10 protein-coding genes are annotated in these 16,802 nt (G+C 68.2%); 3 read left to right on the top strand and 7 right to left on the bottom strand.

The genetic code is table 11. The features are described from left to right. Nucleotides 1-29: 29 nt before the first annotated feature. From ACZK0Z_RS17570 to ACZK0Z_RS17595, 6 genes are all read right to left on the bottom strand, one after another. On the bottom strand, nucleotides 30-566 hold the full coding sequence (locus tag ACZK0Z_RS17570; RefSeq protein ID WP_049430084.1) for a hypothetical protein: 537 nt from the start codon (nucleotides 564-566) through the stop codon (nucleotides 30-32). Continuing rightward, nucleotides 563-3,001, bottom strand: coding sequence for a penicillin-binding protein 1B (mrcB, locus tag ACZK0Z_RS17575; RefSeq protein WP_197620740.1), 2,439 nt, complete (start codon nucleotides 2,999-3,001; stop codon nucleotides 563-565). Before mrcB ends, ACZK0Z_RS17570 begins: the two co-directional genes overlap by 4 nt. 84 nt (nucleotides 3,002-3,085) lie before the next feature. Then, entirely contained in the window at nucleotides 3,086-4,138 is a 1,053-nt protein-coding gene (locus ACZK0Z_RS17580; RefSeq protein WP_049430082.1) for a glycosyltransferase family 2 protein, read from the bottom strand. Nucleotides 4,139-4,212: 74 nt separating this feature from the next. Then, nucleotides 4,213-5,103, bottom strand: a complete 891-nt coding sequence (locus tag ACZK0Z_RS17585; protein WP_049430081.1) for an NAD-dependent epimerase/dehydratase family protein — start codon at nucleotides 5,101-5,103, stop codon at nucleotides 4,213-4,215. Nucleotides 5,104-5,165: 62 nt separating this feature from the next. Next, nucleotides 5,166-6,737 carry a tetratricopeptide repeat protein gene (locus tag ACZK0Z_RS17590; RefSeq protein WP_100443657.1) on the bottom strand — a complete coding sequence of 524 codons (1,572 nt, stop codon included), beginning with the start codon at nucleotides 6,735-6,737 and terminating at the stop codon, nucleotides 5,166-5,168. Between the two features lie 30 nt (nucleotides 6,738-6,767). Next, the gene (locus ACZK0Z_RS17595; RefSeq protein WP_197633716.1) at nucleotides 6,768-8,924 is read right to left on the bottom strand and encodes a RelA/SpoT family protein; all 2,157 of its coding nucleotides are present in this window, start codon (nucleotides 8,922-8,924) and stop codon (nucleotides 6,768-6,770) included. 130 nt (nucleotides 8,925-9,054) lie between these two features. On the opposite strand from ACZK0Z_RS17595, the gene ACZK0Z_RS17600 reads away from it, so the two are divergent. Then, complete coding sequence (locus tag ACZK0Z_RS17600; RefSeq protein ID WP_005410728.1) at nucleotides 9,055-9,591, top strand: hypothetical protein; 537 nt, start codon at nucleotides 9,055-9,057, stop codon at nucleotides 9,589-9,591. Nucleotides 9,592-9,702: 111 nt separating this feature from the next. On the opposite strand, the gene hrpA is transcribed toward ACZK0Z_RS17600, so the two are convergent. After that, nucleotides 9,703-13,785: an ATP-dependent RNA helicase HrpA gene (gene hrpA / locus ACZK0Z_RS17605; RefSeq protein WP_197633718.1), complete on the bottom strand. Its 4,083-nt coding sequence runs from the start codon at nucleotides 13,783-13,785 to the stop codon at nucleotides 9,703-9,705. An 86-nt stretch (nucleotides 13,786-13,871) separates the two neighbouring features. Here hrpA and ACZK0Z_RS17610 point away from each other — a divergent pair, with 86 nt between their 5' ends. Both ACZK0Z_RS17610 and recQ read left to right on the top strand, forming a co-directional pair. Continuing rightward, nucleotides 13,872-14,420: a DNA starvation/stationary phase protection protein gene (locus ACZK0Z_RS17610; RefSeq protein ID WP_197633719.1), complete on the top strand. Its 549-nt coding sequence runs from the start codon at nucleotides 13,872-13,874 to the stop codon at nucleotides 14,418-14,420. A gap of 570 nt (nucleotides 14,421-14,990) precedes the next feature. Next, entirely contained in the window at nucleotides 14,991-16,796 is a 1,806-nt protein-coding gene (gene recQ, locus ACZK0Z_RS17615; protein ID WP_295547137.1) for a DNA helicase RecQ, read from the top strand. The last annotated feature ends 6 nt before the right edge of the window (nucleotides 16,797-16,802 follow it).

Consider the following 16,802-nt stretch of genomic DNA (forward strand, 5'->3'; position numbering starts at 1 on the left):
CACGAGGGGCTGCGCCGTTGGCAGGAAACCTAGTACCGCTTGATCCCAGGCACAGTGCAGCCTTCCAGCTGCGCATGCGCCGACACCGCATTCTCCTTCTCGCCCCGTGCCAGGCGCGACTGCTCGATCGTCGCCCAGTGCCGGCGGCACAGCGGCCCCGTCTTCGAGCCCAGGTCGACCGCCTTGCGTGCGAACGTCTCCGCCTGCGCCCACTGCCCCTGCAGCAGCGCCAGCTCGGCGCGCTCCTGCAGCACCGCCGGATCACCAGCGACGATCTCCAGCGCATGGTCCAGGCTGCTGGCGGCACCGGCCAGATCGTTGGCCTGGCGTTGCGCCTGCGCGGTCACCCGCAGGTCTTCCACCTGCGAATCACGCAGCGGCTGCACCGAAAGCTCCTTGTCGTCCGGGCCAGCGGCTGCGTCCACCGCGGCCAAGCGCTGCGCTGGCGTCGTGGTATCGACCGGCTTGACCACCGGCGGCGCACTGGTCACGCAGGCGGCCAGGGCCAGGCTGAGGCCGGTCAAGGCCAGGGGCTGCAGCAGGGATCGCATGTTCATCGGCATCATCGGCTCGGAGGAGGAGTGGCAGCGGCAGGCGCCGCGGCAGGTTCGGCAGGGGTGTCCGGCTTGCGGTCCAGGCCGAACCAGCTGCGCCAGCCACCACCCTCGCCTTCGGCCTCGCCCTGCCCGTCCGGCGACACCGCCGGTGCGCAGGGCGCATAGGCCGGCGCATAGCCGACCACGAACGGGAAGCGGCGCGCTCCCGGGCAGCCCTCATCGGTCGTGTTGAGGCCGGTGGCGGCCACCGACTGCCAATCCAGGCCCTTGTTGCTGACCCGCAGCGGCGCACTGGGAAGGCGCTGGAAGATGCCCGACCAGACCCGCATCGCGCCAGTGGCGCCGTACAGGCCGGCCTGCTCGTTCTGGTCGTTGCCGATCCAGATCACCGCCAGGTGATCGCCGGTGTAACCGGCATACCAGCTGTCGCGACCATCGTTGGTGGTACCGGTCTTGCCGGCGGGCTGCAGGCGGCTGAGGCCATCGGCGTTGAGGCGCTGCGCGGTACCGCTGGCAACCACCTGCTGCAGGCCCACGCTGATCAGGTTGGCGGCAATCGAGTCGCCCTCCTGCGCCGGTGCCGGGGTCTTGTCGTAACGCTTGAGCAGCTTGCCCTGCGGATCGAGCACGCCACGCACCGCGTGCAGCGGCTGGATCTCGCCACCGGACGCCAGGAACTGGTACAGCTGCGCCATCGCGTACGGGCTCTGGTCGGTCGAGCCGAGGATCACTGCAGGGTTGGCCTCAGCCTTGATGCCCGCCAGCACATGGATCAGCTGGGTCACGCGCTCGGGACCAACCTGCATGCCCACGCGCACCGTGGCCTGGTTGTAGGAATGCGCCAACGCATCGATCAGGCGCACTGTACCGTGGCTGCGGTTGTCCGCGTTGCCGGGGTTCCAGTTGCGGCCGCGGCCGAGCTGCACGGTCACCGGTGAATCATCGACCCAGCTGGCCAGCGAGTAACGATCCGGCTGCGCCAGCGCCAGCAGGTAGACGAACGGCTTGAGCAGCGAGCCGACCGGGCGCTGTGCTTCGATCGCGCGGTTGAAGCCCACCTCGGACACTTCACGGCTGCCGATCACCGCCAGCACGTCACCGTTGTGCACGTCGGTCAGCACCATGCCGGCCTGCAGTTCGGGACGGCGCTTGCTTTCCAGCGACTTGATGGTGCGGGTCACCGCGCCTTCGGCATAGGCCTGCGCGGACGGTGACATGCCTGTCATCACGCTCAGGCCGGCGCCCTGCAGCGCCGATTCCGGATAGTCATGGCCGAGCTGGCGGCGAACCAGGTCCACATAGGCCGGGAAGCGGTTGGCCGCCACCAGGCCCGGCGTCTTGGGCACGCCCAGCGGCGCTTTCAGCGCACGCTGGTACTCGGCATCGTCGATCAGCGTCGCCTCGTGCAGCTTGCCCAGCACGAAATTGCGGCGATCCAGCGCGCGTTCCGGATTGCGCCGCGGGTCGTAGAAGGACGGACCCTTGACCAGGCCGATCAGCAGCGCGATCTGCTCGGTTTCCAGCGACTGCAGGTCACGGCCGAACCAGAACTCGGCGCCGGAAGACATGCCGTGGATGGCCTGGCTGCCACGCTGGCCCAGGTACACCTGGTTGAGATAGGCCTCGAAAATGGTGCGCTTGTCGTAGCGCGCTTCCATGATCAGCGCGTACAGCACTTCGTTGAATTTGCGGGTGACCGTCTGTTCCTTGCCGATCCCGAGCAGACCGCTGCGAGCCAGCTGCTGGGTCAGCGTGGAAGCACCCTGGCGACTCTGGCCACCGGAGCGGATCGTCACCCACACCGCGCGCGCAATGCCGGACAGATCGATGCCGTGGTGGCGGTTGAAGTCCTTGTCCTCCACCGCCTGCAGGCCGGTCACCAGCAGGTCCGGCGCCTCGTCCATGCGGATCAGGCGGCGTTCTTCCTGCTTCTGCCCGTACAGGGTGGCAATACGTGCCGGGTCCAGGCGCGCAGCCTTCAGCGCCTTGCGGTTGTCGGCGTCACGCAGCGAGGCGACCGCACCGTCGGCCAGCGACAGTTCCAGCCGGCGCGGTGCGACGCGGCCATCCACATCGTTGTAGCCACGGCTGGAAATGACGAAGCGCCCGCCGTTCGCCGCATAGGTGGCCGGCTCCTTGCCCTGCCCGTCATCGCGGTAGGCGGATGCGGCGAGCTCGGTCTTCAGGGTCGCCGCGTCCATCGCCTTGCCCGGCGTGAGCACCAGCGGGCGGGCGTACACCCGGGTCGGAATCTGCCAGCGAAGTTCGCCGAAGCGCTGGGTCACCTGTTGGTTCAGGTACAGCGTATAAGGGATCAGGAAGCCCAATCCCAACGCGACCGCAGCCATGCTCCAGGTGATCAGGCGACGCCGCCACAGCGGGCTGTCGTCCTGCTGGTCGTCGTCGAAATCGTCGATGTCGTCGGAATCGTAGCGTCGGGGCACGGGGATGCAGGCAGGTAGGGTCTGGCGAGTCTAACGCAGGCACTGCGGTGGCTGGCAGGCGATGGACCGCGGTTTCACTGCAGTTCAAGCAGCGCGCGGCGCCCGCCACCCGGCCCAGGCGCCCGCAAGCGCCGCCCAGCCCCCTTTCCAGCCGCCCCCCGCCAGGCAGACGTTGGCCAGGCGTGCGATCAACCGCGGCGCATCATGGGCGATCCAGCCTGCCGGCACGTCCGCGCGGCGATACAGCTGCAGTCGCGACCAGGCCATGCGCCAGGCGAGCGCGTGAAGTCCCTGGAAGCGCTCCGGCGCCACCACCACGCCGCGCTGCCCCAGCAGATCGGCCAGGGCAAGCAGGCGCCCGGCAGTGCGCTGGCGTGCCTGCGAATCGAACAGATCGAGATGGCGCAGGCGTTGCAGGAAACCGCGGCGACTGGCTCCGATCTGGTTGTTGCCATGCTGCCGGTAGTCGATGGTCGGTTCGGCCAGCATGTCCAATCCTCCACGCAGCGATGCGTGGACCGCCAACCATTCGTCGTGGCTCCAGCCCGGCGGGACCGGCAGCGATTCGGCCAGCAGCCTACGGCGCAGCGCACAGGTGGCACCGGTGATGAAGTTGCGCAGCAGGATCGCGTCGATCGCAAGGCCCGAGCGTTCCAGCTCGACCTCGGCCGGATGGACCACCAGTACCTCCAGCAGCTGGTGGCCCAGCGGCGCGCCCTGCGCGTCCACCAGCCGCGCATCGCTGTGCAGCAGCAACAGGCCCGGGTCGGCGTGGAAGCGCTCCACGTAGCTGCGGACACGCCCCGGATGCCAGACATCATCCTGGTCGCAAAGGAACAGGATGTCGGCCTGGCAACGCATCAGTGCGTCGGCGAAATTGCGCACATAGCCGAGATTGCGCGCGTGCTGGACGATCTCGACACGGATGCCCAGCGCCTGTGCGCGCGGTACGAAGGCCCGCAGCAGCGGTAGCGTCTGGTCGCTGGAACCGTCATCGCCGATCATGACTTCGTTCACCGGAAGATCCTGGTCCAGGATGCTGTCCAGCTGCGCCTGCAGGTAGCGCGCACCGTTGTAGGTGCACAGCGCGACGCCAATGCGCTCGGCAGGGGCCGATCGGGATGGCGCGTCAGGCATCGAACGTACTCGCGGAAACAGGGGCCGGGGGATGGTAGCAGAGCCCCCACTTGGCGGATGGATACGGTGGCTGGCTAGCCGTTGCCGGGATACGCAGCGATCCGCTGCAGGGCCTGGGCCGCGCTCATCGGTCGCCATGTGTTCGCGTCAGGCTGGAACGGCCGCGGATGTACGCCCAGCAGCGCCTGAAGCGGGCCGTTGTCCGCAATCAGATCCTGCTGCAGGCGTGACACCGGACCACGCGCTCGCGGCAGCACCGCAGCGAGGCCTCGCAGTGCAGCGCCCGGCAACGGCAGCGCCAATGTTGGCTGTGCCAGGCTGGCGTGCACGCGGCGGAACATCACGTGGTACGGCAGGCGCTCGCCACCGCCGATTTCCAGCACGCGCGCCGACGCTGCTCCGGTGGCGATGCAGGCCACCACGGCGCGGGCGATATCGTCGGCATGCACCGGTTGGCGCAGGCCTCCCACCAGCGGTATAGGAAACAGGCGCAGACGCAGTGCACGCTGCACGATCGGGGTGATGCTGCGGTCGATGCCGGCCCCATAGATCAGGGTTGGCCGCAGGATCGTCCACGCCATGCCAAGTCGCTCGGCCTGTGCGATCAAGCCCGCTTCGCCCCGCTGCAGCATCGCCACGACGTCCTGCTCATCGGCCTGCTCGGAATTCTGCTTGCTCAACACGCTCATCGAACTGGTGGCGATGACCTGCCGCGCCGGAGCTGCCGTCTGCCGCGACAACCACTGCGCCAATGCTTCAAGGGGGCCGAAGCTGGCGATGGCCTGCCAGTCCGGAGACGGCACGCTGTCCAGCGCAGCCGCCAGGTCCCCGCACAGCCACTGCACGCCGTCCTGTACCGGTTGCGGTTGCCGGCTCACTGCCTGTACCCGCCCATGCGCCTGCACCAGGCGTGGCAGCAGGAACCGGCCGATCTGGCTGGTGGCTCCGGAAACAAGGACGGTCATCGGCACTCCGTGGGGATGTTGCGAGGGGGGCTACTATAGCGGTCCCTGCGGCAGTGGCGGGCTCAGGGCGACGACACCCCGATGTCGCGCAGGCGCTGCCGCAGCTGCTGGTACTCGCTGCTGGAAGTGCCAACGCCAAGTTCGCCCGCCTGCTGGAGCGCACGTTCGGCAAAGGCAACATCGCCATTGCCCAGTCGCTCGCTGCCGATCGCCAGCCAACGCTGGGCGAGGCGCTGGCGGGCCGCGGGCAGGCCCCCGGCAGTGGGAGCCAGCGTCTGCCAGGCCTGCAGGCAGGCACCTGCAGCCTGCACCCGGTTCTGCCGCAGGTTGTCGTCGAAGCAACGGCGACTGGCAGGCAACAGGCGCGCGGCAGCGGCCTTCACCCGTGAATCGCGCGGTGCCAGCGCCTGAGCTTCGCGCAGGGCATCAAATGCGCTGTGTCCCGGCGGGCTGATCCACTGGCCTGCGCGCTCTGCGCGTTCGATCCGGCGCAGGTGATCGCGCAGCTCGCGTTCACGCTGCGCGTTGCTCACTGCGGGCTGCTGCAGTGCCTCCCGGGCCTGCCGTGCACGCTGCAGGCGCTGCGCCAGTTGCTGTTGTGCCGCCAGCGAAGCGCTCAGTGCTTCCGCCAGCGCGGCATCACGCTGCGCCGCCTCGAACTGGAAATCGTCGGCCTGGACCTGGCTTCGCGCCAGTACCGCCTGCAGCACCTGCTCGCGGCCCCGCTGGGCAGTGGGATCATCCGGCGCCACCGCCAGCACGGCCAGGAACCCCTTTGCGGCACTCTCCAGCTGCTGTCGCTGCAGTGCGCGCTGCGCCTGCCGCAAGCGCTCATCGACCGCCCGTGCCAGCGCCTCCTGGCTGGCGGGCAGATCGGCGTGGCCTGCGTCGAACAGTCGCGCGCGCTGCAACGTCGCAGCGGCTTCAGCCAGTTCCCCGCGTCCGGCCAGCGTGCGCGCGTGCTGCAGCAGATCGCTCAGTGCGTCCTCGCGACCCTCCAGTGCAGGCAGGTTGTCCGGCTGCAGTGCCAGGATGCGCTGGAACAGCGGCAACGCACTGCTGTCGCCATCGTCCAGCCGGCCGGCTGCGAACGCGTTGCGGGCTTGGGCCAGCAACGCGCCGATACCGGCGCCGGCACTACGCCGCGCCTGCAGTTGCCGGGCAACGGCGTCGGCGTCGCCCTGCGGCACCTGCAGCTCGCGGGCCAGCGCCAGTGACTGCGCGCTGCCCTCAAGATCGTCGCCCTGCAGCTTGTCGCGGGCCTGCTGCAGGGCCGCCGCTGCGGTTCGTGCAAGGCCCTGGCGGGCCTGCGGCCGATCACCATCCAGTGCCAGCACCGCCTGGTAGCGCTCGCGCGCACCGCTGCCGTCGGCCGCACTCAGCCGGCCGGCGGCGAGCGCACGATCACCTTCGACCAGCAGCTGTTCGATCTGCGGCTCATCCCAGAACCAGTCGGCCAGCGGCTTGCGCAGCAGCACCAGCAGCACGAACACCGCCAGCGCCGCGACCAGCGCCCAGCGCCAGACCCGCCGCGCATGGCGTGCCTGCAGCCACCACCATCGGCCTTCGCGGCGGACGCGATCCAGCGCAGGGTGTTCAGCGCCATGCGGGCGATGCGGGGGCTCGCGTTCCATGCGTGCAGGGTAGCCGGGGCAGCGTGAAGCTCAGCCGAGGCGACGCGCCTCGCTCACGCCCGGCAGCGCGTCCAGCTTTCCCAGCAGGTTCGACAACTGGTCGTAGTCGCTGACCTTCAGGCGCAGGCGCAGATGGGCACGGCCACTGTTGCGCACGTTGTCACTGTGAATGTCCAGCACGTAGGCGTCATCCTGGGCGATCAGGTTGGTGATGTCCTTCAGTAGCCAGCGGCGGTCGACCGCATCGACCACCACGTCCACCTCGTAGCCGCCCCCGGCCTGGCCCCATTCCACCGGCAGGATGCGCTGCGGGCTGGTGGCCGCCAGCCGGGCCAGCGCGGCACAGTCTGCCCGGTGCACGGTGACACCGCGGCTACGGGTCAGGTAGCCGACGATCGGTTCGCCAGCCACCGGCTGGCAGCAGCGCGCCAGCTGCACCAGCAGGTTGCCCACGCCCTGCACCGTGAACTTGGACTTGCCCAGGTTCTCGCGGCGGGCGGTCGGGCGCGGAAGCGTCGGCGCAGGGGCCGGCTGGCTGGCCGCGCGCTCTGCTTCCAGCAGGGTACGGCTGACCTGGTTCGGGCCGGTATCGCCCAGCGCCACCTGGATGTAGAGGTCATCAACGCTGTCGGCGTGGAACTTCTTCGCCGCCACCGCCAGGTCCGAATGCTGCAGCCCCAGGCGCTTCAGCTCGCGCTCGAGCAGTTCGCGCCCGGCCTGCACGTTGCGCGCGCGGTCCAGCTTGTGGAACCAGCTGCGCACCTTTTCGCGCGAGCGGTTGCTGGCCAGAAAGCCCAGCGCCGGCATCAGCCAGTCGCGACGTGGATCGGCCTCCTTGCCGGTGAGGATCTCGACGCGGTCGCCGCTGCGCAGGCGGTAGGTCAGCGGCACGATGCGGCCGTTGACCTTGGCGCCACGGCAGCGGTGGCCCACCATCGTGTGTACCTGGTAGGCGAAATCGAGCGGCGTGGCCCCCTGTGGCAGGTCCAGCACCTCGTCCTTCGGGCTGAGCGCATAGACCCGGTCCTCGGTCAGCTCAGCGTCGAGTGCCCCGGCCAGCTCATTGCCCTGCCCGTCCTGCGCCTGCTCCAGCAGCTGGCGCATCCAGGTGATCTTGCGATCGAACGACTTTTCCGCGCCCTTGCCGCCTTCCTTGTACTTCCAGTGCGCGGCCACGCCCAGCTCAGCCTGCGAATGCATCTCGTGGGTGCGGATCTGCACTTCGATCGTGCGCCCTTCCGGACCGACCACGGCGGTGTGCAGCGAACGGTAGTCGTTGGCCTTCGGGCGTGCGATGTAGTCGTCGAACTCGCTCGGCACCGGCGCCCACAGCGCATGCACCACACCCAGCGCGGCGTAGCAGGCGGCGACGTCGTCGACCATCACCCGCACCGCGCGGATATCGTACAGCTGGTCGAACGCCAGCCGCTTCTTCTGCATCTTCCGCCAGATGCTGTAGATGTGCTTCGGGCGGCCACTTACTTCGGCATGGATGCCCTGTGCGGCCAGCTCGCGCGACAGCTGCTTCTTCACGTTCTGCACGTAACGCTCGCGCGCCACGCGGGTTTCGTCCACTTCACGCGCGATGCGGCGGTAGGTCTCCGGCTCCAGGTGGCGGAACGCCAGATCCTCCAGTTCCCACTTCAGCTGCCAGATGCCCAACCGGTTGGCCAGCGGCGCGTGGATGTCGCGGGTCAGCTGGGCCAACGCCCGGCGCTGTTCGTCGTCCAGCTTGTCGGCAGCGCGCATCCTCGCCAGCTGCCGGGCCAGCAGGATCGGCACCACGCGCAGGTCGCGGATGATCGCCAGCAGCAGGCGGCGCAGGCCCTCGCTGTTGCGCCCGGCCTCCCGGCCAGCATGCAGCGCCCAGACCGGATCGGCGGCGTCCTGGCCGTCGAGCAGGCCGATCACCGCCGCCTTGTGGTTGCCCAGCGGCAGCCGGTCCAGGCTGGCACGCAGGCCGGGCAGGTCGAACAACAGCGCGGCGACCACCGCGCCTTCGTCGGCCGAGAGCATCGACAGCGCATCGAGGGTATCGCCCAGCACCGACCAGCTGGCGCGCATCTGGTGGTCGCACTCCGGTGCTTCCCAGTGCTCGCGCAGGGCCTGGCGCAGCGGAGCGGGCAGCACCGCTGCGGAGGGACGGTTCAACAAGGCATCCAGGCCGGGGACAGAAGCGCGGTTCACAGCATCGAGCAGGCAAGACAGAGGTTCCTACACTAGCGCCGGCGCCGTTCAGGGACAATCACCGCGGCCACCATCACCTGGCATGAAGACATGCCGCTACACTCGCGGGCAAACCCAGGAGAGTTCCGCCATGCCCTCGATCGCCCCGCGTTTCCGCCCACGGCTGCTGGCCTGCGCCGCACTGCTGCTGTCCCTGTCGGCGCCTGCGCTGGCCCAGCGCGTGGTGGACGGTGACCTGCAGCAGCAGATGTCTCCGACCGAGTTCAAGGCGGCCGGCCTGGACAAGCTGAGCGCGCAGGAACTGGCCACGCTCAACCGCTGGCTGCAGGGCAAGGTCGAAGCGGCGACGACCCAGGCGGTAGCGGCGGTACGCGAAGAAGCCCGCGAACAGGGCCGCCAGGAAGTGATCGTGAAGAACCGCGGTTTCTTCGATTTCGGCAGCAGCGAGCCGATCACCGGCGTACTGCAGGGCGAGTTCCGTGGCTTCGGCAAGGGCCGTGTCTACGTGCTGGACAACGGCCAGGAATGGGAGCAGACCGACAGCACCAGCGTGGTCGGTGTGCGCAAGCAATCACCCAAGGTCAGCATCAAGCCCGGCGTGATGGGCGTGTGGTACATGAAGGTGGAAGGCGTGAACAGCCAGCCCAAGGTGCGCCGCTCCAAATAACGCCGCGGCTTTACCTGTAGAGCCGAGCCCATGCTCGGCTGCTTTTCGATGCACCGTCATCATCCATCGCGGGAAGCAGCCGAGCATGGGCTCGGCTCTACAGGAGGGGGGCTACGCCTGGCGCAATGCGGTCACCCGCTGCGCCAGCTTCTTCGCCGAAATGCCGGTGCGCGCGCCCAACTCCTGCGCAAACAGCGACACCCGCAGCTCTTCCAGATCCCAGCGCAGCGCCTGCCATTGCGGGCGATCGCGCAGGCCCTGCTGCTCGCCCACCTCCAGCGCTTCCAGGAATGGGTGCAGCTCCAGCATGCGCGCCTGATCACGCGGCGGATCACGCTTGGCACGCTCGGTGCGCAGGATCATCGCCTTCAGGTAGCGCGGATACTGCGCCAGCGCATCGGCCGGCGTATCGCGCAGGAAGCCAGGATGGATCAAGCCGGCCAGCTGCGCCTCCATGTCGTCCAGGTTGCCGCGCGCCCAGCCCATCAACGGCGCCTCCAGCATCGGCTTCAGTTCCGCCACCAGCGCCAGGATGGACTCGGCCAGTTTAAGCCGCGACATCGCCTCGCCGAACAGGGCCTTGGCAGCATGCTCGCGTCGATGCTCAAAGGCAGCCGCATCGCGGATGTCTTCCAGGCCCTCGGCCAGCACTGCGTTCATCGCCGCATCGACCAGGTCGCCGCGCAGGCGTTCCTGTGATTCGATCGCGGCATACAGCAGGCCGGTCTTGGCCCCAACCGGCAACTGCTTGCGTGCCTGCTTCACCTTCTCGGCCAGGGCGATTTCCAGCAGGCGGCGCACGCCCAGCGGGTGGGCCTCCTGTGCCTGCTGCCGATCGGCGAAGATGCGCAGCGCCACGCTGTCGCCCTCGTCCAGCAGCGCCGGATAGGCCGGAACGCCGGCTTCACCGGGCACCTGCAGCGGGATCGGCGTGGCCGGGAACGTGCGCAGGCCGTCAGCCGCCATCTCGCGCCCGGCACGCGCCGCGAAGGCATCGCCGGCACGGCCGCCAAACTTCCCGCGCAGCGCGTCCAGATCACGCGAGGTGGCCAGCACCTTGCCCTGTTCGTCGCGCAGGCGCAGATTCATGTGCAGGTGCGGTTCGATCGAACCCGGCTCGAAATCGAGCGCGGTCACCGTGGCGCCGGTCGCGCGTGACAGGAAACGCGCCAGTTCGCCGGTGATGGCATCGGCGCTGGGCTGCGGGAACGCCTCGAAGAACGCGCGTCCGAAATCCGGGGCCGGCACATAGTTGCGGCGCATTGCCTTGGGCAGGCTGCGGATCAGTGCCGAGGCCTTGTCGGCCACGAAGCCCGGCGCCAGCCAGCCCAGCTGCACCGGATCCAGTGCATTGAGCAGGTGCAGCGGCACGTCCAGGGTCACGCCGTCGTCGTCTGCACCCGGCTCGAAGCGGTAGTGCAACGGCAACCGCGCCTGGCCCAGCGCCAGGTACTTCGGGTAGCGCTCCTGCTCGCTGCCTTCGCCGGGCAGCAGGTCGGCCAGCGACCAGTGCAGGGTCTTGCGCTGTTCCAGCGCCAGCCCCTTCCACCAGGAATCCAGGCCCGCGGCCGAATGGATCTGCGGCGGTACGCGGTCCAGGTACCAGCGTGCCTGCCAGTCCTCGTCGGCAACGATGCCGGCGCGGCGCAGCTTCGCTTCTTCCTCGCGGGCGATCTCCAGAACTTTCTGGTTGTCGGCCACGAAACTGGCGCGGGTATTGATCTCGCCGGTCACCAGCGCCTGGCGCACGAAAATGTCATGCGCCTCGCCCGGTTCGATGCGGCCGTAGTGCACAGGTTTCTTTGGTGCCAACACCAGGCCGAACAGGCTGATCTGCTCGGACGCCAGCACCTGGCCCTGCGCGCGCGACCAGTGCGGGTCAAAGTGCTTGCGCAGCAACAGGTGAGGCAGCTCGGCGATCACCCAGTCCGGCTCGATCGCGGCCAGGGTCATGCCCCACACCTTCTGCGTATCCAGCAGGTTGGCCACCAGCAGCCACGGCGGCGGGCGCTTGGACAGCGCCGAGCCCGGGAACGGCAGGAAGCGACGCTGGCGTGGCGCCTGGAAATCGCCCTTCTCGGTGCGGTGACCGATCTGCGTCGGCAGGCCCGCCACCAGTGCACGGTGCAGGGTCTGGTAGGCAGTGGCACGCACGCGCTCGCTGAAACCGCCGCCAGCCGGCGCCTGTTCCTTCTGCGCACGCACCGCCACCGGGGCCGTTGCGGCCTCGGCCTTGCCTTCGCGGGCCAGGCGTGCCGCGCGATGCAACTGGCCACGGGTGGCCTTCACTGCGGCGGCGTCATCACGCGCTGGCGCCGGCGCGCTGCTGCCGGCCAGCAACGGCGCCATCGACGCCTCGTTGGCTTCTTCCTTCCAGCCCAGTTCCTCGCACAGCAGGCGCAGCTGGCGATGCAGCTCGCGCCACTCGCGCATGCGCAGGAAGCCGAGGAAATGGCGGCCACACCAGTCGCGCAGCTTGGACTGGGTCAGGTCTTCGTGGGCCTGCCGGTAGGCATCCCACAGGCGCAGCACGCCAACGAACTCGGAGCGGCCATCGGCGAACTGCGCATGCGCGCTGTCGGCCGCACCCCGCGCCTCCGGCGGGCGCTCGCGCGGGTCCTGGATGCCCAGGAACGAGGCGATCACCAGCATCGGCCGCAGGCAGCCTGCGGCCTGCGCGGCCACCAGCATGCGCGCAAGCTTCACGTCCACCGGCAGGCGTGCCATCTGCTTGCCGATGGTGGTCATGCGCCGCTCGGCATCAATCGCGCCCAGCTCGGTCAGCTGCTGCCAACCGTCGGCAACGGCACGCTCGTCCGGTGCTTCCAGGAACGGGAACTCCTCGATGCGGCCCAGGCCCAGCTGCAGCATGCGCAGGATCACCCCAGCCAGGCTGGAGCGACGGATTTCCGGATCGGTGAACTCTGGCCGCGCCTGGAAATCGGCCTCGGCGTACAGGCGGTAGCAGATGCCCTCGGCGATACGGCCGCAACGGCCCTTGCGCTGGTTGGCGCTGGCCTGCGAGATCGGCTCGATGTGCAGGCGGTCCAGCTTGTTGCGCGGGCTGTAGCGCTTGACGCGGGCGAAGCCCGGATCGACCACGTAGCGGATGCGCGGCACCGTCAGCGAGGTTTCGGCCACGTTGGTGGCCAGCACGATGCGCCGGTTCGGCCCCGGGTTGAACACCCGGTCCTGGTCCTGGTTGGACAGGCGCGCGTACAGCGGCAGCACCTCGGTATTGCGGTACTTGCGTCGCTCCAGCGACTGGTGCGCATCGCGGATCTCGCGTTCGCCCGGCAGGAAGATCAGCACGTCACCGCGCGAATCCAGGCGGGTGATCTCGTCGATGGCCGACACGATGGCATCGTTGACCGTGCGTTCGCCCTGGTCTTCGCCCTCGCCTTCCAGCGCGCGGTAGCGCACTTCGACCGGGAAGGTACGCCCTTCCACGCTGATCACCGGCGCATTGTCGAAATGCTGGGCGAAGCGTTCGGTGTCGATCGTGGCCGAGGTGACGATCAGTTTCAGGTCCGGGCGCTTGCGCAGCAGCTGCTTCAGGTAGCCCAGCAGGAAGTCGATGTTGAGGCTGCGTTCGTGCGCCTCGTCGACGATGATCGTGTCGTAGTTCGACAGCCAGCGGTCGCTGGCGATCTCCGCCAGCAGGATGCCGTCGGTCATGAACTTGATGCGGCTGTCTTCGCTGACCTTGTCATTGAAGCGCACCTGGTAGCCGACCAGCTGGCCCAGTTCGCTCTGCAGTTCCTGCGCCACGCGGCTGGCCACCGCACGTGCGGCAATCCGTCGCGGCTGGGTGCAGCCGATCATGCCGGCCTGGCCGCGACCCGCGGCCAGGCACAGTTTCGGCAGCTGGGTGGTCTTGCCCGAGCCGGTTTCACCGGCGATCACCACCACCTGATGATCGCGGATCAGCTCGATGATCGCGTCGGCTTCACGCGCAATCGGCAGCTGCGGGTCCAGAGTAATGGACGGCTGCTGTTGCGCCCGCACCTTGCGGCGCTGCACCGACGCCTGCAAGGCCTGCTCGAAGGTGGCGGCCAACGCCGCATCCTGTGGCTTGGCCTGGCACCGCGAGAGCATCCCCAGCAAACGGCCCCGGTCGCGGCTCATGGCGCCGTCGATGGCGGCGCGCTGTTGGCGCAGGCGGGGCGATGGATTTTTATCGATAGAGTTCATCAATCGGTTCGTTCAAAACTTTGAAAGCGACCAGTCATCACGACCGGTTTATTGTGAAGGCCAACGATTCCACAAGGAGGAACCCCATGGCGAAGACCAAGAGCACGACCAAGGCCAAGACCGGCAAGCAGAAGCTTGCGGCGGCGGCACCGTCGGCACCGAACATCGATATCGGGATCACCCAGGGCGACCGCAAGAAGATCACCGACGGTCTGTCGCGCTTCCAGGCTGATGCGTTCACGCTCTACCTGAAGACGCACAACTTCCACTGGAATGTGACCGGGTCGATGTTCAACTCGCTGCACACCATGTTCGAGACGCAGTACACCGAGCAGTGGGCGGCACTGGACGACGTGGCCGAGCGCATCCGCGCGCTGGGCTTCAATGCCCCGGGCTCCTACCGGGAATTCGCTGCGCTGACCTCGATCGCCGAGGAACCGGGCCTGACCGACAGTGCGGACTGGCGTGAAATGGTACGCCAGTTGGTGGTCGCCAACGAAGCGGTCTGCCGTACGGCACGTGAAGTGCTGGACGTGGCGGCCAAGGGCGACGACGCTCCGACCGAGGATCTGATGACCCAGCGCCTGCAGACGCACGAGAAGTACGCCTGGATGCTGCGTTCCCTGCTGCAGTAAGGGTTGGGGGGGTTCGGCAGGGCTGCGCCCTGCACCCGCAGAAACCTTGAAACCAAGGCCAGAGCCAGAGCAAAAGCTGGTTTCCTGTGGGTTGGCGGGGTGGGTCCGGTTGCGGGAGACGCCGTAAACCCATCCTTGGGGGCTTGGCAGCCGCATCCATGCGGCTGACACTCCCGCAACCGGACCCACCCCGCCCTTGACAGACCTCCGCGATCTGTCGGGCCAGCGCTTGGGGTCAGATCCGTTTTCCGCAGGAAAACGGATCTGACCCCATTTTGTTTGTCGATATCTGACAGATTTCATCCACGCATGGCGTGGATCTACGAGCCGCCGGCCAACTGTCGAAGGCGGGGCGGTGTCGGAGTGCGGGGTGTCAGCCGCATGGATGCGGCTGCCAAGCCTACAGGGACGTACTTGCGGCGTCCCCGCACTCCGACACCGCCCCGCCAAACAAGCAGACACCCCAGAGCCGGCTGTTGCCCTTGACGTTGCTCTGGCTTGAAGGCTTCGGCGGGTGCAGGGCGCAGCCCTGCCGAACCCCTACCCCTCCCGCCGGGGTAAACTAGCCGGATGGCTTCCCGTCCCGCGCACGACCTGCTCCAACGCGTCTTTGGTTACGACGATTTCCGTGGTCCGCAGCAGGACATCGTGGAGCATGTGGCTGCCGGTCACGATGCCCTGGTGCTGATGCCCACCGGCGGCGGCAAGTCGCTGTGCTACCAGGTGCCGGCCCTGCTGCGTGACGGTTGTGGCATCGTCATCTCGCCATTGATCGCCCTGATGCAGGACCAGGTCGAAGCCCTGCGCCAGCTCGGCGTGCGTGCCGAGTACCTGAACTCCACTCTGGATGCCGAGACCGCCGGTCGCGTCGAGCGCGAGCTGCTGGCCGGCGAGCTGGACATGCTCTATGTCGCCCCCGAGCGACTGCTGACCGGCCGCTTCCTGTCACTGCTGTCGCGCAGCCACATCGCGCTGTTCGCCATCGACGAAGCGCATTGCGTATCGCAGTGGGGCCACGACTTCCGCCCTGAATACCGGCAGCTGACCGTGCTGCACGAGCGCTGGCCACAGATTCCACGCATCGCGCTGACCGCCACCGCCGACCCGCCGACCCAGCGCGAGATCGCCGAGCGTCTCGACCTGCAGGAAGCACGCCATTTCGTCAGCTCTTTCGACCGCCCCAACATCCGCTACACCGTGGTGCAGAAAGACAACGCCCGCAAGCAGCTGACCGATTTCCTGCGCGGCCACCGTGGCGAGGCCGGCATCGTCTACTGCATGTCGCGGCGCAAGGTCGAGGAAACGGCCGAGTTCCTGTGCGGCCAGGGTTTCAATGCCCTGCCCTACCACGCCGGCCTGCCGCCGGAAGTGCGCGCGAACAACCAGCGCCGCTTCCTGCGCGAGGACGGCATCGTGATGTGCGCCACCATCGCCTTCGGCATGGGCATCGACAAGCCGGACGTGCGCTTTGTCGCACATACCGACCTGCCCAAGTCGATGGAAGGCTACTACCAGGAGACCGGCCGCGCTGGCCGTGATGGCGAAGCCGCTGAAGCATGGCTGTGCTACGGCCTGGGCGACGTGGTCCTGCTCAAGCAGATGATCGAGCAGTCCGAGGCCGGCGAAGAACGCAAGCAGCTGGAGCGGGGCAAGCTCGACCACCTGCTGGGCTACTGCGAATCCATGCAGTGCCGCCGCCAGGTGCTGCTGGCCGGTTTCGGCGAGACCTATCCCCAGCCCTGCGGCAACTGCGACAACTGCCTGACGCCGCCAGCCTCGTGGGACGCGACCATTCCAGCGCAGAAGGCGCTGAGCTGTGTCTACCGCAGCGGCCAGCGCTTCGGCGTCGGCCACCTGATCGACGTCCTGCGTGGCAGCGAGAACGAGAAGGTGAAGCAGCAGGGCCACGACAAACTCAGTACCTATGCGATCGGCCGCGACCTGGATGCACGTACCTGGCGCAGCGTGTTCCGGCAACTGGTCGCCGCCAGCCTGCTGGAAGTGGACAGCGAGGGCCACGGTGGCCTGCGCCTGACCGATGCCAGCCGTGACGTGTTGACCGGCCGTCGCCAGATCAGCATGCGCCGCGATCCGGCCAGCAGCACAAGTGGCCGCGAGCGCAGTGCGCAGCGCACCGGCCTGTCGGTGCTGCCGCAGGATCTGCCCCTGTTCAACGCCCTGCGCGGCCTGCGTGCCGAACTGGCGCGCGAACAGAATGTGCCGGCCTTCGTGATCTTCCACGACAGCACCCTGCGCAACATCGCCGAGCAACGCCCGACCAGCCTGGACGAACTGGCACGGGTCGGCGGCATCGGCGGTACCAAGCTGAGCCGCTACGGCCCGCGCCTGGTCGAAATCGTGCGTGAAGAAGGGTAGCGCCAA

It is taken from the genome of Stenotrophomonas sp. 116085_Sma (assembly GCF_056479585.1).

What these genes read in the sequence shown, in the direction of transcription:
- ACZK0Z_RS17570 (WP_049430084.1), bottom strand. Translation starts at nt 566, where the DNA reads ATGATGCCGATGAACATGCGATCCCTGCTGCAGCCCCTGGCCTTGACC.
- hrpA (WP_197633718.1), bottom strand. Translation starts at nt 13,785, where the DNA reads ATGAACTCTATCGATAAAAATCCATCGCCCCGCCTGCGCCAACAGCGC.
- ACZK0Z_RS17600 (WP_005410728.1), top strand. Translation starts at nt 9,055, where the DNA reads ATGCCCTCGATCGCCCCGCGTTTCCGCCCACGGCTGCTGGCCTGCGCC.
- ACZK0Z_RS17590 (WP_100443657.1), bottom strand. Translation starts at nt 6,737, where the DNA reads ATGGAACGCGAGCCCCCGCATCGCCCGCATGGCGCTGAACACCCTGCG.
- ACZK0Z_RS17580 (WP_049430082.1), bottom strand. Translation starts at nt 4,138, where the DNA reads ATGCCTGACGCGCCATCCCGATCGGCCCCTGCCGAGCGCATTGGCGTC.
- ACZK0Z_RS17585 (WP_049430081.1), bottom strand. Translation starts at nt 5,103, where the DNA reads ATGACCGTCCTTGTTTCCGGAGCCACCAGCCAGATCGGCCGGTTCCTG.
- recQ (WP_295547137.1), top strand. Translation starts at nt 14,991, where the DNA reads ATGGCTTCCCGTCCCGCGCACGACCTGCTCCAACGCGTCTTTGGTTAC.
- ACZK0Z_RS17610 (WP_197633719.1), top strand. Translation starts at nt 13,872, where the DNA reads ATGGCGAAGACCAAGAGCACGACCAAGGCCAAGACCGGCAAGCAGAAG.